Here is a 15,055-nt window from a genome sequence, read left to right as displayed (position 1 = left end):
TCTCTCGTATGCCTCACCACGGCCTGGTCATGGCACTTGATCAGATGCTTCAGCGATTGAGCGTGATGTAGATAGATATATGTATCAGCTTCATTGCCGGGGTTTTCTATGAACGAGCAAAATCGATGTTCCTGGCGGGAGCGCATGACGATCCTCGGCGAGTTCGAGGCGGCATCCTTTCTTCCGTGGATCGAGCGTCATGCCGCCAAGCTCGGGCTCGTGCAGGCAATATGCGTTGCTGGTCCCGACCGCATTGAACTCGACATTGCCGGTCCGGCCGAACTCATCGACATGATGGAGATGGGGTGCTCTCTTGGACCAATCGATGTCTGGGTCGAGGCCATCCACCGGGCGCCGATCGAGTGCGAATCGGGCTAGCTTTCCGGCCTGCGGCCTCAACCTACCAAGGTGGCATGCACATTTTTTAGGCATTATTGCCAGTGAGGAAATGTTGTGCAAACGTAGTCCGGCGTATTAGCATGTCCTTGACCGCGAAGCTGCGCTCGGGAAGATGCTGGTACCGTTTTGAAAGTCGATGAATGCCGCCTTATCCGACCGGCTCATGGATGCCTGTTGCTCTCTCCGCGGACTTGCCGGCGGGAACCGTAATGCCGGCGCAATCCCCGGCCGGACCGGTTGCCCTTTGGCGAAGCCGCTCCGGCCGTGCGGCGGCCTTTGCCGACAGATGCCCCCATCGCGGCATGCGCCTTTCCCACGGCTTTGTACGCGGTGAGACCCTGGCCTGCATCTATCACGGCTGGAGCTACGCCAAGGCGGGAAACTGCCTTCGCATTCCGGCCCATCCGGCACTGGCGCCGCCGGACACGATCCGTGTCGCGACGCTGCGCGTCGAGGATGGCGGCGGCATCATATGGATTTCGGTTGGCGAACCCGCCGCCGGGCCGCCGCGGTTCGAGGGCCTTGCGCCGCTCCGCTCCATGGTGCTGGAAGCGGGCATCGTGGCGCTGGAGGCGGCCGCGGGCACGAAGGCCGCTGAAGGCCTGCTCGACTACACGCACGATGACCGAGCCGTCTGGCTGCTGCTTGCTCCCGAAGGGCAGGCGCGCACGCTGATGCATGTTCTGGTGGACGAGGACAGCAATCCGGACGAGCGTATCGCCGCGTCGAGGGCCGCCGAGGCGCTGCGGGGGGCGGCCGAGGATATTGCGCGCGGCGGGATCGCCCGATGACCCGCAACACGATGATCGACGGATGGTACCCTGTCAGCCTTGCTAGCCAGCTCGATGCGCATGGGCGCAGGACGGCCCTGATGGGCGAACCGATCGCGGTGAGACGCGGCGAAGATGGAAACGCGAAGGTGACGGGCGGTAACGGACGTGACCTGCCGACCTGCATCCGCTATGGCCATGTCTGGTCATCGCTCGGCGATCCACAAAAGCCGCTGTTTGCGATCCCCGAGGCCGATCAGCCGGGCCGCCGGCTCGTCGATGTCGGGGTGGTGCGCGTGCGCTGTTCGCCATTGCGTGCGGTGGAGAACTTCCTGGACATCGCGCATTTTCCTTTCGTACACACCGACATACTGGGGGCCGAACCGCATACGGAGGTGCAGAACTACAAGGTCGAGATCCGCGAGGACGAAGACGAGGTTTGGGCGACCCAGGTTAAGTTCTACCAGCCGCAGGCCGCCAAGTCGGCGGAAGGCGGCATAACCACGGAATACATGTATCGCGTGCCTGCGCCGACCTGCTCGATCCTCTACAAGACCTGTCCGCCGCGCCCGGGTGAATGGGACGTCATCACGCTTTTCGTGCAGCCTCTTGCCGAAGACCTCTGCGACGTCTGGCCATGGATGGCGCTGTTCGACGACGAGACGCCCATGACAGACCTGATCCATTTCCAGCAGACGATCTTCGTCCAGGACCGGTCGATCCTTGAAAACCAGATTCCGGGGCTGCTGCCGCTCGATCCCGGCATGGAGATTCCCACGCGAGCCGACCTGACCTCGGTTGCCTACCGGCGCTGGCTGAAACGCCATGGCTACACCTACGGCGCGCAACTGGTGGCGCAATGAAGCTCTACGACTACGTGCTGTCGCCGAGCTGCTACAAGGCGCGCCTGATGGCTGCGCTGGCCGGGGTGAAGCTCGACATCCGGCCCGTCGACTTCCATCCCGGCGCCGAGCATCGCGGTCCCGAACTTATGGCGCTTAACCCGGCGGGTTCGATCCCGATCCTGGAGGATGGCGACCTCGTCCTGACCGAATCCTCGGCCATGCTTGTCTACCTCGCCGCGAAGGCGGCACCGCAATGGCTGGGCAACGATACGGCCGGAGAGGCGGCGCGCGTCCAGCAATGGCTTTCCTTCTCGCATCGGCTGACCGCCAGCCTGGGCGCGGCGCGCCTGCATGAGATGCTGCTGCGTCCGGGCAATATCGATGTCCTTCAGGGACAGGGGACAACGGCCCTGAGGGAGTTGGAAGCCGGCCTCGTCGAACAGCATATCCGCGGCCAGCGTTTCCTCGCGTCGGACCGGCCGAGTGTCGCCGACATCGCCTGCTTTCCCTATGTGGCGCTGGCGCCGGACGGCGGCGTCTCACTCGATCCCTATCCCGCGATCCGGCTGTGGTCGCGGGCGATCCGCGGACTCGACGGCTTCATCGAGATGCCCGGCATCCACCGGCTGCACGAGCTCAGACCCGAGCCCGTCCCAGGCGAGGCCTGACGTGGCGGGCTATCTGTTGAAGAACTGCGCTGCGGTCATCGTGGACGATGGCAACGGTCCGCGCGTCCGTCGCAATGTCGATGTGTTGACCGACGGCCCGGCAATACGGGCCATCGGCGAAGGCCTCGACAAGGGGGAGCTGCCTGTCGGGACCGTCGTGCAGGATGCCGCCGGCTGGTTCGTCTATCCCGGCCTCGTCAACACCCATCACCACTTCTTTCAGTGCTTCGTGCGCAACCGCGCCGATCTGGACTGGACGAAGCTGTCGGTCATCGAATGGCTCGACCGCATCTATCCCATCTTCTCGCGGTTGACCGAGGAGTGCTTCTACCACGCATCGGTCACGGCCATGGCGGAGTTGATAAAGCACGGCTGCACGACGGCGTTCGACCATCAGTATTGCTTTCCGCGGCATGCCGGCAAAAGGCTGATCGACCGGCAGTTCGAGGCGGCCGAACTGCTCGGCATGCGCTTCCATGCCGGACGTGGCGGCAACACGCTGCCGAAATCGGAAGGCTCGACCATCCCCGACGCCATGCTGGAAACGACGGACGAGTTCATCGCCGACTGCGCCCGGCTGATCGACGCCTACCATGATGCCGGTCGCTTCGGCATGCGTCAGGTCGTCGTCGCGCCCTGCCAGCCGGTCAACTGCTGTCGCGAGACATTCGTGGAATCGGTGGCGCTGGCGCGCGATCGCAAGGTGCGCATGCATACCCATGTCGGCGAGGGCGAAAGCTCGGTCATGCGGGCCCGCCATGGCCTGCGCACGGTGGACTATTGCGCGGAGATAGGCTTCTGCGGGTCGGATGCCTTCTATGCCCATTGCTGGGAACTGACCCACGACGAGCTGCGCAAGATGGCCGCCAGCGACACCGGCGTCGCGCACTGCCCGGAGCCGGTCTATCTCGTCGGCGCCGAAATCACCGACATACCGGCGATGTCGGCCCTCGGGCTCATTGTGGGCTTGGGTTGCGACGGCGCCGCCTCGAACGACAATTCCAACCTGATGCACTGCATCCATTCCGCCTACATGCTGCAATGCCTGTCGGCGTCGACACGTGACCATCCGGTTCCGCCGCCGGCCGATTTCCTCGGCTATGCGACAACCGGGGGCGCGGCGCTGCTCGGGCGCGGCGACATCGGCAGGCTGTCGCCCGGCATGGCCGCCGACCTGTTCGCCATCGACACGCGGCGCATGGACTATGTCGGCACGCGGCACGATCCGCTGAGCCTGCTGGCCAAGGTGGGCATCGGCACGCCGACCGACATGACGATGATCAACGGCCGCATCGTCTGGGCCAGGGGAGAGTTCCCGGGGCTCGACGAGGCCAGGCTGTTCGCACAAGCCGAGGCGGCGCTCGCGACCGTGGAATTCTAGAAGCCAAAACCAAAAGCAAGGGGAACCGACATGCTGACAAATCTTACCCGCAGAACATTGATGAAGGGCGCTGCCGCTACCGGGCTCGTCGCCGCGGTGGGTAGCCGCGCGCTTGCCGCCGACGAACCGCTGGGCATCGTGCTTGTGGTCCCCTCGCCGGTCGGCGACGTCGGCTGGGGCCGTGCGCTGGCCGACGGGCTCGAGCCGGTCAAGGCTGCCTACGGCGACAAGGTGAAGGTCACCATCATCGAGAACATTCAGGAAGGCCCCGACGCCGACCGCATCATGAACAAGGCGGTCGCCGACGGGAACAAGTTCCTGATCGCCGGTTCCTTCGGCTACCAGAACGGCGCCCTGCAGATCGCGCGCCGCAATCCCGACGTCACCGTGCTGCACGCTTCCGGTTTCCAGGTGGCGCCGAACTTCTCGCCCTTTGCTGCCCAATATTCCCAGGGCACCTACCTGATGGGCATGGCGGCGGCCGCGCTTTCGAAGACCGGCAAGCTCGGCTCGGTCTCCGCCTTCGCCATTCCCGAGCTGATCACCTCCGTCAACGCTTTCACGCTGGGGGCGCAGGCGGTGAAGCCCGATGTCGAGGTTTCGGTCGTATGGGTGAACTCCTGGTTCGATCCGGCCAAGGAGCAGGAAGCCGCCAAGGCGCTGCTGGCGCAGAAATGCGACGTCATCTTCTCCAACGCGCAGGACACGCCTTCCGTCGTTGCGGCCTGCGAGGAGGCCGGCATCCCCGCCTTCAACCTCAACTCGTCGATGAAGAAATACGCGCCCAAGACCTATCTCGGCTGCGTGGCGACCGATTGGTCGCCCTTCTTCAAAGCCTCGGTCGACGCCCACCTTGCCGGTACCTTCAAGGGCGCCAACGCCTTCTTGGGTGTCGGCGACAAGGTCGTCGAAGTCGTCGATTGGAACCCGGGCATCCCGGCCGACATCATGACCAAGATCAAGGAGGTTGAAGCCAAGATCGCCGACGGCAGCTTCTCGCCCTTTGCCGGTCCGATCGCCAAGGCCGACGGCAGCGAAGGCGTTCCCGCCGGCAAGACAATGACCGAGGCCGAGATCGTCGCCATGGACTGGCACGTCAAGGGTGTCACCACGCCGCTGCCCAAGTAACCATGACCGCCCCGCTTCTGTCGCTGAGCGGCATCTCCAAGAGCTACGGCCAGATCCATGCCAATCGGGACATCGATCTGGACGTGGCTCCGCGCTCGATCCACGCGATCCTCGGAGAGAACGGGGCGGGCAAATCGACGCTGATGAAGCTGATCTACGGCGTCGAGCAGCCGGACGCCGGAACGGCGAGCTGGAAAGGAGAGCCCCTCGCGCTCGCGTCCCCGGCGGATGCGAGACGCAAGGGGATCGGCATGGTCTTCCAGCATTTCTCGTTGTTCGAGACGTTGACGGTGGTGGAGAACATCCGGCTGGTCGTGCCCGGGAAAAAATCGGATCTTGCGCAAGGCATCCGCAAGCTCGGCCGCGACTTCGGCCTGGAGGTCGATCCGCTCGCTCATGTGCACGCGCTCTCGGTTGGAGAGCGGCAGCGGGTGGAAATCATCCGCTGCCTGATGACCCGACCGCAGCTCCTGATCCTCGACGAGCCGACCTCCGTCCTGCCGCCGCAATCGGTGGACAAGCTTTTCGAGACGTTGCGGCGGCTGCGCGACGGCGGCGTGTCCATTCTGTTCATCTCGCACAAGCTGGAGGAGATCCGCGCGGTCTGCGACCGCGCGACCATCCTGCGCGGCGGGCGCATCACCGGCCATGTGGATCCGCGTGACCACGACGCGCACGACCTCGCCCGCATGATGATCGGCCGCGATATGCCGCAGCCCATGCCGGCGGTTGCGCATTCCGGCGGGGAAAAGCGCCTTGAAATCCTCGGCCTCGAGCATCGGCCGGACGATCCCTTCGCCGTGGCGCTTTCCGACGTCAGCCTGACGGTTCGGGCAGGCGAGATCCTCGGTATCGCCGGCATATCGGGCAATGGGCAGAGCGAACTCGCGGCGCTGATCTCGGGCGAGGCGGTACTGCCGCGCGACAAGTCAGAGCGTATCTTCATGATGGGAAGGGATGTCGGCGCGCTCGACGCGGCGGCCCGCCGCCGACTGGGCTTCGCCTTCGTTCCGGAGGAGCGGCTGGGCCGCGGCGCGGTGCCGGAAATGTCGCTCGTCCTCAACAGCCTTCTGACCGCCCATCCCTCCGGCCTCTTGAAACGCGGCCTCGTCGACACGACCCGCGCCAAGGCTTTCACCGATAACTGCATCCGGCAATACGACGTGCGCACGCCCGGGTCCGAAGCGGAGGCCGGCGCGCTTTCAGGGGGCAATCTGCAAAAGTTCATCGTCGGCCGCGAGATCATGCTGTCCCCGAAATTGCTGTTCGTGGCGCAGCCCACCTGGGGCGTGGACATCGGCGCCGCATCCGCCATCCGCCGGCGCCTTGTCGCGCTGCGCAACGAAGGCATGGGCATCCTCGTCATCTCGGAGGAGCTGGAGGAACTGTTCGAACTCTGCGATTCGATCCAGGTGATCCATCAGGGCCGGCTGAGCCCGCCGCTGGTGACGCGCGACACCAGGCCCGAGGAGATCGGCCGCTACATGATCGGCGCGCATTCAACGGCCAGGAAGGTCCCGGCATGAGCGCTCTCTCCAGGCCGTTCCTTCCCGTTCTGGTTCGCCGGGAGCATGCCTCGCTTACGGTGAAGCTGGTCGCCCCGCCCGTGGCGCTCGGCCTGGCGACAATCCTCAATCTCGGGCTCTACCTCCTGATGGGCCGCGATCCGGTCGCTGTTTTCCACGCGATGCTTCTGGAGCCTTTCCTGTCCTGGGCCTCGTTCTCGGAAGTTCTGCTGAAGACGGGGCCGCTCCTGCTGATCGCGCAGGGGCTTGCTATCGGCTTTCGCGCAAAGGTCTTCAACATCGGCGCCGAGGGTCAGTTCATCCTCGGTGCAATCTTCGCATCCGCCATTCCCATCTGGTTCCCGCAGGCAACCGGCCAATGGATCTGGCCCTCCATGCTGGTGATCGGTGCGCTGGGCGGCGCGCTGTGGGCGTCGCTAACGGCCTTCTGGCGCGTGAGGCTCAACGCAAACGAGATTCTCGTGTCGCTCATGCTGGCGCTCGTTGCCGCGCAATTGCTCAACTATCTGCTTCTCGGCCCCTGGAAGGATCCGAACGGCTTCAACTTCCCGCAATCGGTGATGTTCCAGTTTGACGCGATGGTGCCGATCCTGATCCCCGGCACCCGCGTCAACGTCTCGCTGCTTGTCGCCTTCGCCTTCTCCCTCGCGGCCTGGGTGTTCATGCAGAGGAGTTTCGCGGGTTACAAGCTGCAGGTCGGCGGCCTCGCGCCGCGCGCCGCCGGATACGCCGGCTTCAACGAAGGACGCGCGATCTGGCTTTCGCTCCTCATCGGTGGTTTCGCGGCGGGCCTCGCCGGGGCGGCCGAGGTTGCCGGGCCGCTCGGCCAGCTGCAGCGCTCCATCTCGACCGGCTACGGCTACGCGGCCATCATCGTGGCCTATCTCGGTGGCCTTCACCCGATAGGCATCGTTTTTTCCGCGCTGCTCATGGCGGCCCTCTATATCGGTGGCGACAACGCCATGGTCTCGGCAAATCTGCCAGTCGCCGCGGTCCGGGTCTTCCAGGGCAGCCTGCTGCTCGCCTATCTCATCGCCATCGCCTTCGTCCGCTACCGGCTCGAATGGCGCCATGCCGCCCACGGAAGCGCTCCATGAATGCCCTCGAGTTCATCGTTGCCGGAATGCTGGCGGCGGCCACGCCGTTCCTTTTGGCGGCGCTGGGAGAAATGGTGGCCGAGCGGGCCGGCGTCCTCAATCTCGGCGTGGAGGGACTGATGGCCCTGGGGGCGGTCATCGCCTTCATCATCGTCTATCACGGCGGCGGTCACCTCCTGGGTTTCGTCGCCGCGGGCCTCGCCAGCACGGCTCTTTCCCTTGTCTTTGCCGTCATCGCGCTAGGGTTCCGCGCCAACCAGGTCGCGGTGGGTCTCGCCATCGGCATACTCGGCCAGGGTCTCTCGGCACTGTTCGGCAAGAGCTATGAGAGCCTCACGGTCAAAGGCCTACCGAAGCTTTCATTGCCCTGGCTTTCAGATATCCCGGTCATCGGCGGCCTGTTCGTCGAGGACGTCGTCGTGTGGCTCTCGCTTGCTGCGACCGTCGCCATCTGGGCGATATTCGCCTACACCAAGACCGGCCTTGTCGTGCGCGCCGTCGGCGAGAATCCCAAGGCGGCCCGTGCGCTCGGCTATCCGGTAATCGCCGTGCGTTTCGCCGCGGTCGCTTTCGGCGGCGCGTTCGCGGGTTTCGCCGGTGCCTACGCGGCCGTGGTCTACACTCCGCTCTGGGCCGATGGCATGATCGCCGGGCGCGGCTGGATCGCGATCGCGCTCGTGGTCTTCGGCACTTGGCTTACCAGCCGTATCTTCCTCGGCGCTTGCCTCTTCGGCGCCGTGTCCCTCGCAAGCCTCGCGGCCCAGACAACTGGGCTCGACGTTTCCTCGCAACTTCTATCGAGCCTACCTTATCTCGTGACAATCGTCGTGCTGGGCATCATTTCTTCGAACCGGCGTCTGCTCAAGCTCAACGGCGTGGCTTCGCTGGGAGAGCCTTTCGAACAATAGTGTCGCTCGCCGCCCGGGCGCGCAATAACCCGACATCTGAGCGCAGGTCGCACCATATCTGCCGCATGGTGGGCTGCACGCAATCCTCAAGTCCATGCCTTAAAATGCTGAGCTGATCCCGGGCATTGGCGAACCACTTGTCCGATAATTCTCGCCAGTGAACCGACCTCAATCATCCGGTCTGTCATATGCTGGAGTTGGTGGGGCGTTTTCACGATGCCCTCCGCGAGGAAGAGTCTGGTTCCCACGCTTATTGGCAGCTCCATGCAGTTTGCCCCAGGCTGCTATTTGGCAATCTTCAAGGTTCTAGATCACCGCTTCCTCGAGGAAGGGCTCGTTGCGCGGGATGCGCTCGTAGCAGAATGGTGACAGGTCGAGCGTCTGGAAGGCGCCATGGACGATCAGTTCCGACACCGCCCGGCCGACGGCCGGAGACTGCTGCAGCCCGTGGCCCGAGAAGCCGTTGGCGAACATGAAGTTCTTCACCTCGGGGTGGAAGCCGACGATGCCGTTGTGGTCGAGCATGTTGTATTCGTAGTGGCCGGTCCAGCTCGTCTGGACCTTCAGCGCATCGAAGGCCGGGATGCGGTGCCACAGCGCCGGCCAGATATAGTCGTCGAACTCCTCGAAGTGCATTTCGAAGTCGTCGTAGTCGGCGGGACCATCGCCCTGCGGCGTGTTGCCGGTCAGAAAGAGCTCGCCTTCCGGACGCACGAACGTGCCGGACAAGTCGATAACATTTGGCATCCGGCCCGGGATTGGGTTGGCGCTGGCGAAGACGAAGCTGTAGCGCTTGTAGGGCGCGACCGGAATGGAAAGGCCAGCCATTGCGGCCACCTGCTGCGCTCGCGGACCGGCAGCGTTCACCAGGGTTCCGCAGGCCACCGTCTCGCCCGTCGCGAGGCGGGCCGAGATCACTCGCCCATCGACCACATCCAACGCCGTCACGGCATTGTCGATATATTCCACGCCGCTGGCGCGGGCGGCGCGGCGAAAGCCGTTCAACATGCCCATAGAATCGAACCAACCCTCTTCGCGAGCGCCCCACGAACCGCCGCCGAGATCGTCGACGTTGAGCCACGGGAAGCGTTCCTTCAAAGCGCCTGGCTCGAGAAAGACAGTGTGGGCGCCCAGGCTGCGCTGCAGCTCGACCCGTTCGCGCGCTGCTTCCACGCCCTCGGGCGAGCAGCAATAGAGATATCCATGTTCCTTGAAGCCGAGATCGGGGGCCGTCTCATTGGGGTAGAACGGCGCCATCCGCTCCTGGAAGGTTCGGATGATCTCGATGCCGAACTGGCTGATCTTCACATTGATCGGATTGGAATATTGCTGGCGGATGGCGCTGGTGGACAGCGCCGTCGAGGAGAATTCGTAGCTCGAGTCGCGTTCGACGATGAGGATCGATGCGCCGCTGCCAAGTGCCTGGCTCAGCCAGTAGGCCGTCGACGAGCCGATGACCGCGCCGCCGACAATGACGATGTCGTAGGCCCTGCGCGATGGCGCTTTGTACGGAGGAATTGCCATGGTCTTCTCTCGGTCTACTGGTTGAACGACGCGACCAGGGCATCCGAGCCCCGCGCCAGCAAGCCGAGGTCCGAGCCGACGGCCACCATGGTGAAGCCGTCAGCCAGGTAACGGTCGGCATCGGACTTTGCCGGCGCCAGGATGCCGCTGGCCTTGCCGGCGGCAGTTGCGGCCTTGCGTACTGACGAAATCGCCTCCTGCACATGCGCCGCGCCGGGATTGCCCATTGCGCCCATATTCGTGGAAAGATCGCCCGGCCCGACGAAAAGAACATCGACACCATCCACCGCTGCGATCTCGGCCGCATTGGCGACGCCGGACTCATCCTCGATCTGCACGGCGAGAAGCTGCTGCTCGCGCGCCTTGGCGTGATAGCCGGCGATGCGGCCGAAGGCGTTGGCGCGGTGACTGACCGAGAAACCGCGGAAGCCGGCCGGAGCATAGGTCATCGCGGCGACGATGCTGCGCGCCTGATCCGCCGTGCGTACGTTCGGGATCATCAGGCTGCGGGCGCCGATGTCCATCGCCTGCTTGATGAGGTTCGCGTCGTCCGACGGCAGGCGCACCACCGCCTCGCATGGAAAGGCCGCCGCGACCTGCAGCTGCGCCATGATGCTGCGCAGATCGTTCGGGCTGTGCTCGCCATCGATCAGCAACCAGCCGGCCCCAGAGCCTGCCACCACCTCGGTTGTGAGTGCCGAAGCCAGCGAGCACCAGATGCCGATATGCGGCCGCTCAGCCTGCACGGCAGCCTTCAGCGAATTGACGCGCTCCTGCATTTTGCGATCGGTCTCCCAGCCAGAAGAAGGTGCATTGAAATTTGTATGATGTCCTATATCATATGGCTAGCCTGAGCTGCAAGATGGCTCTAACCGCCGCGGGTGTTGTACATGAAGATTGGTTTCATCGGACTGGGCGTCATGGGAGCGCCGATGGCGAGGCATCTCGCCGATGCCGGATATGAGATCGTCACGGTCCTCAATCGCTCCCCTCTTCCGACGGACCTGAACGCATCGGTCGTCACCTCCGCCGCCGAGGTGGCGCGGATGTCCGAGATCGTCATCACCATGCTGCCCGACACACCTGACGTGGAGCGCGTGCTGCTCGGACAGAACGGCGTGCTGGAAGGAACTTCGGCCGGCAAGCTGGTCATCGACATGAGCTCGATCAGCCCGATCGACACGGCCGAATTCGCAGCGAAGTTCAGGCAAGCGGGAACCGGCTATCTCGATGCGCCGGTTTCTGGCGGCGAGGTCGGCGCCAAGGCGGCCAGCCTCACCATCATGGTCGGCGGACCGGCTTCCGAGTTCGAGCGGGCGCTGCCGATTTTCCAGAAGCTCGGCAAGAACATCAATTTGATCGGCGAAACGAACGGCGCCGGCCAGACCTGCAAGATCGCCAACCAGATCATCGTCGCGCTTAACATCGAAGCCGTCGCCGAAGCGCTTGTCTTTGCAAGCAAGGCCGGCTGCGACCCGGCGAAGGTGCGTGCCGCGTTGATGGGCGGCTTCGCCTCGTCGCGCGTGCTTGAAGTGCACGGTGAGCGCATGATCGCCCGCACCTTCGCGCCGGGCTTCCGGATCCGGCTGCACCAGAAGGATCTCAATCTCGCGCTGGAAAGCGCCCGCGCCCTCGGCGTCGCCCTGCCAGGCACGGCAACGGTGCAGCAACTGATGAATGCCTGTTCGGCGCGAACCGGCGGCGCGGACGCTGACCACTCTTCACTCGTAAAGGCGCTCGAGTTTCTCAGCGCTCATGAACTGTCAAACGGAAAGGAATGAACCGATGCGCGGTACCGGCAAGGCCGACGTTTTCGTCATGCTCGCCCACCCCGTGGGCCATGCGAAGAGCCCCGGCATGTTCAACGAAAAATTCGAGCAGAAGGGGCTCGACAGCCTGATGGTGCCGCTGAGCTGCCGTCCGGAGGATTTCGACACCTTCTGGGCCGGTATCACCGCGGCTGAAAACATCCGCGGCGTGATCATCTCGGTGCCGTACAAAGTCGCGGTCTTTCACAAATGCGCCGCCGCTCATGACCGCGCCGCGCGTGTGCAAAGCGCCAACTCGGTGCGCCGGCAGGCGGACGGCACCTGGTACGCCGACAATTTCGACGGTGTCGGCTTCATCGACGGACTGAAAGCCGGCGGGCACCAGATCGCCGACAAGCGAATTCTCCAGGTCGGCGCCGGCGGCGCCGGTGCATCGCTGACCTATTGCCTGGCCGAGGAAGGCGCGGCAGAGATCCGGCTGACCGACATAGACAAGGATCGCGCGGAAAAACTGGCTTCGCTGGTCCGCAAGACCTTCCCCAAATGCCGCATCGAGGTCGGAGAGCCCGATCCGTCGGGAATGGACATGGCGATCAATGCGACGCCGTCCGGCCTGAAGGCCAGCGATCCGCTACCTATGGATGTGAGCAAGCTGAAGCCGGAGATGACCGTGGTCGACATCATCATGGAACCGGCCGAGACAGCGTTGCTCAAGGCTGCGAAAGAGATCGGCTGCCGCATCCAGCCCGGGCGCCCGATGATGGATTTCCAGGTCGAGGCCATGTCCGAATTCTTCGACATCGAGCGGAAGGATCGCGGCAATGGCTGAGGCGCCGATCGCCGTCGTCATCGGCGGCACGTCCGGCATCGGACGCGCCATCGCGCTGCGCTTTGCCGAGGACGGTTATCAGATGGTTGTCGCCGGCAGGGATGCCGAGCGCGGCAAGGAAACGGCTGGCGCCTGCGAGCGTGAGGGCGCACCCCGGGCGCTTTTTGTCCAGACGGATGTCGGCGATCCCAGCTCTGTCGAAGCGCTGGCGCGGACCGTCGGCGATGATCTCGGCACGCCCCGTGTCGTGGTCAACTGCGCCGGCATCCTGCAGAGCGGCAAGCATGTGCTCGACCAGGACCTGGACGAAGACGAGAAGATGTGGCGGATCAACTATCGCGGCACCCTTCTCGGCTGCCAGGTGTTCGGCCGGCTGATGTCTGCGGCCGGACGCGGCGCGATCCTCAACGTCGGCTCGCTCGCCTCCTTCGCGCCACTGTCGCTGCCGGCCTACACGCCCGGAAAGCATGCGGTTCTGGCATTGACGCAGATGCTGGCCGCCGAACTCGGCCCACGCGGCGTTCGCGTCAACGCCGTGGCGCCGGGGTACACGCTTTCCGACGGGCTCAAGGCGAAGATTGCCAAGGGCGAACGCAACCCGGAAGCCATACAGGCCACCACCGCATTGCGCCGCTTCGTCGAGCCGCGCGACGTCGCCGAGGCGGTTTTGTTCCTCTGCTCCGACCGTGCTGCGTCGATCACCGGCGTCACCCTTCCCGTCGATGCCGGCTGGCTCGTGCAGGCGCCTTACGCGCAATACCTGCAGGGCAATCCTATCCGGCAGACGCGGGCAATCTGACAAGGACAATCCAATGAGCGATATCCAGCGCTTCGATTTCGAAACCCGCATCCATCGCGGCGTCATCCACAACGGCACGCTCTACCTGACCGGCCAGGTCGCCCGGCCTGGCCAGTCCGCGGCCGACCAGATGCGAGAGGTGCTTGGCAAGATCGATGCGCTGCTTGCCAAGGCGGGCACCGACAAGACCCGCATCCTTCATGTCCAGATGTGGCTGGACGACGTGCGCGATTTCGATGAGGTCAACACCGTCTGGGACGCCTGAATGCCGAAGGAGCATGCGCCGGCGCGCTCCTCTGGCGAAGGACGGATGGCCAAGCCCGGCATGCTGGTCGAACTCATCGTCACCGCGGCGGTTTGAATGGTCTTGCCGGTTCGGGCATCATCCCGAATCTGGACTTGAGCGAAAGGACGTCAATGACGAAACGCAAGCCGCTTTCTACCCTTGTGGCGGAGAGCCTGGCCGAAAAGATCCGCTCCGGACAGTTGCAGCCCGGCGCGCAACTGCCGACCGAGGCGGAGCTTTGCGCCGAATACGATGTCAGCCGCACCGTCGTACGCGAAGCCGTGGCGCGGCTGCGCTCGGAGGGTATGGTGGTGCCGGAGCAGGGGCGCGGCATGTTCGTCAGCCAAACGCCTGCGCCGCGCAATTTCTCGATACCGGACGAGACGCTGAGGACCTTGCCGGAAACCATTGCTTTGCTTGAGCTCAGGTTAAGCGTCGAAGTGGAATCCGCAGGGCTCTGCGCGGAGCGCCGGACCGACAAGGACGCACGCGATATCCGCGCCATGATGGAACAGGTTGACGCCCAGCAGGCCGATCCCGCAGCCGTCCAGATCCACTACGACTACGACTTCCATCTCGCGATCGCCAAGGCCGCGCGCAACGAATTCATCCACGGCTTCCTGAGCTATCTCGGGCCGATAATCGTGCCGCGCTTCCAGCTCGGCTATGTGGTCGAGCCTGCCCTGAAGGACAGCTATTACGCGCGCATCCACAACGAACACAAGGCAATCGTCGACGCCATCGAAAGGCAGGACGGCCGCGCTGCCCGTCAGGCCATGCGCAAGCACCTGCACAACAGTCTCGGGCGGGTGCGCGCCCTCGCCCGGGCCTCGGGCGTCGAGGCGACGGACGCCGAGCAGAAGGCGGCAGCGGCCTCGCTTTTCACCGATATCAAGCGGCCCGTGCAGACCGGCGGATAAGGCCTGGGTATCAGGGTCTCCTGGAGCAAATACGGCTACACGTCGCGAAAGCCATGTTTTTGCTCCGCCAGCAGTCGCTAACCGCTTCGCTCACACTGAAAACGTCGATTTCTCATTGTTTCCTTGGCTTTTCGGCTTTGGCGACTGCGTGGAGACTCTCACGGGTTTCGGGAACGACGAGCGCTTTCGAAAGTTTATCTTTCCTT

At 64.2% G+C, this 15,055-nt stretch carries 15 protein-coding genes and 1 pseudogene; 14 read left to right on the top strand and 2 right to left on the bottom strand.

Features of this window, described 5'->3' with window-relative positions; all coding sequences use genetic code 11:
* The first annotated feature begins 108 nt into the window (after window positions 1-108).
* The 9 genes from EN853_RS14870 to EN853_RS14830 all read left to right on the top strand — a co-directional run bounded on the left by EN853_RS14870 (window position 109) and on the right by EN853_RS14830 (window position 8,722).
* Entirely contained in the window at window positions 109-378 is a 270-nt protein-coding gene (locus EN853_RS14870; RefSeq protein WP_127860511.1) for an acylphosphatase, read from the top strand.
* Window positions 379-539: 161 nt separating this feature from the next.
* Window positions 540-1,190 (top strand): Rieske (2Fe-2S) protein, encoded by a 651-nt coding sequence (locus tag EN853_RS14865; RefSeq protein ID WP_127860510.1) that lies wholly within the window; start codon window positions 540-542, stop codon window positions 1,188-1,190.
* The gene (locus EN853_RS14860; protein ID WP_127860509.1) at window positions 1,187-2,032 is read left to right on the top strand and encodes an aromatic ring-hydroxylating dioxygenase subunit alpha; all 846 of its coding nucleotides are present in this window, start codon (window positions 1,187-1,189) and stop codon (window positions 2,030-2,032) included. Before EN853_RS14865 ends, EN853_RS14860 begins: the two co-directional genes overlap by 4 nt.
* A complete protein-coding gene (locus EN853_RS14855; protein ID WP_127860508.1) occupies window positions 2,029-2,682 on the top strand; it encodes a glutathione S-transferase family protein in 654 nt (217 codons plus the stop codon). Before EN853_RS14860 ends, EN853_RS14855 begins: the two co-directional genes overlap by 4 nt.
* A gap of 1 nt (window position 2,683) precedes the next feature.
* The gene (locus tag EN853_RS14850) at window positions 2,684-4,063 is read left to right on the top strand and encodes an amidohydrolase (protein WP_127860507.1); all 1,380 of its coding nucleotides are present in this window, start codon (window positions 2,684-2,686) and stop codon (window positions 4,061-4,063) included.
* A 33-nt stretch (window positions 4,064-4,096) separates the two neighbouring features.
* The gene (locus EN853_RS14845) at window positions 4,097-5,191 is read left to right on the top strand and encodes a BMP family ABC transporter substrate-binding protein (RefSeq protein WP_189343883.1); all 1,095 of its coding nucleotides are present in this window, start codon (window positions 4,097-4,099) and stop codon (window positions 5,189-5,191) included.
* 2 nt (window positions 5,192-5,193) lie between these two features.
* The gene (locus tag EN853_RS14840) at window positions 5,194-6,717 is read left to right on the top strand and encodes an ABC transporter ATP-binding protein (protein ID WP_127860505.1); all 1,524 of its coding nucleotides are present in this window, start codon (window positions 5,194-5,196) and stop codon (window positions 6,715-6,717) included.
* Window positions 6,714-7,814, top strand: coding sequence for an ABC transporter permease (locus EN853_RS14835; RefSeq protein ID WP_127860504.1), 1,101 nt, complete (start codon window positions 6,714-6,716; stop codon window positions 7,812-7,814). The genes EN853_RS14840 and EN853_RS14835 overlap by 4 nt, the downstream gene beginning before the upstream one ends.
* Window positions 7,811-8,722, top strand: coding sequence for an ABC transporter permease (locus tag EN853_RS14830; RefSeq protein WP_127860503.1), 912 nt, complete (start codon window positions 7,811-7,813; stop codon window positions 8,720-8,722). The genes EN853_RS14835 and EN853_RS14830 overlap by 4 nt, the downstream gene beginning before the upstream one ends.
* Window positions 8,723-9,028: 306 nt before the next feature.
* On the opposite strand, the gene EN853_RS14825 is transcribed toward EN853_RS14830, so the two are convergent.
* Both EN853_RS14825 and EN853_RS14820 read right to left on the bottom strand, forming a co-directional pair.
* Window positions 9,029-10,246: an FAD-dependent oxidoreductase gene (locus EN853_RS14825; RefSeq protein WP_127860502.1), complete on the bottom strand. Its 1,218-nt coding sequence runs from the start codon at window positions 10,244-10,246 to the stop codon at window positions 9,029-9,031.
* A gap of 14 nt (window positions 10,247-10,260) precedes the next feature.
* Complete coding sequence (locus tag EN853_RS14820) at window positions 10,261-11,025, bottom strand: HpcH/HpaI aldolase/citrate lyase family protein (RefSeq protein WP_127860501.1); 765 nt, start codon at window positions 11,023-11,025, stop codon at window positions 10,261-10,263.
* Between the two features lie 111 nt (window positions 11,026-11,136).
* Between EN853_RS14820 and EN853_RS14815 the strand changes: the two genes are divergently transcribed.
* The 5 genes and pseudogenes from EN853_RS14815 to EN853_RS14795 all read left to right on the top strand — a co-directional run bounded on the left by EN853_RS14815 (window position 11,137) and on the right by EN853_RS14795 (window position 14,849).
* Complete coding sequence (locus tag EN853_RS14815) at window positions 11,137-12,027, top strand: 2-hydroxy-3-oxopropionate reductase (protein ID WP_127860500.1); 891 nt, start codon at window positions 11,137-11,139, stop codon at window positions 12,025-12,027.
* A 4-nt stretch (window positions 12,028-12,031) separates the two neighbouring features.
* The gene (locus EN853_RS14810) at window positions 12,032-12,844 is read left to right on the top strand and encodes a shikimate dehydrogenase (protein ID WP_127860499.1); all 813 of its coding nucleotides are present in this window, start codon (window positions 12,032-12,034) and stop codon (window positions 12,842-12,844) included.
* Window positions 12,837-13,643, top strand: coding sequence for an SDR family oxidoreductase (locus tag EN853_RS14805; RefSeq protein ID WP_127860498.1), 807 nt, complete (start codon window positions 12,837-12,839; stop codon window positions 13,641-13,643). Before EN853_RS14810 ends, EN853_RS14805 begins: the two co-directional genes overlap by 8 nt.
* A 13-nt stretch (window positions 13,644-13,656) precedes the next feature.
* Window positions 13,657-14,004, top strand: a pseudogene (locus tag EN853_RS14800) (RidA family protein).
* Between the two features lie 56 nt (window positions 14,005-14,060).
* Window positions 14,061-14,849 (top strand): FadR/GntR family transcriptional regulator, encoded by a 789-nt coding sequence (locus tag EN853_RS14795; protein ID WP_167524480.1) that lies wholly within the window; start codon window positions 14,061-14,063, stop codon window positions 14,847-14,849.
* The last annotated feature ends 206 nt before the right edge of the window (window positions 14,850-15,055 follow it).

The sequence above is a fragment of the Mesorhizobium sp. M1C.F.Ca.ET.210.01.1.1 genome, assembly GCF_004791585.1.
Taxonomy (GTDB): Bacteria; Pseudomonadota; Alphaproteobacteria; order Rhizobiales; family Rhizobiaceae; genus Mesorhizobium.
The sequence above is the reverse complement of the archived record's forward strand: the minus strand, read 5'-3'. Positions and strand labels throughout refer to the sequence as shown.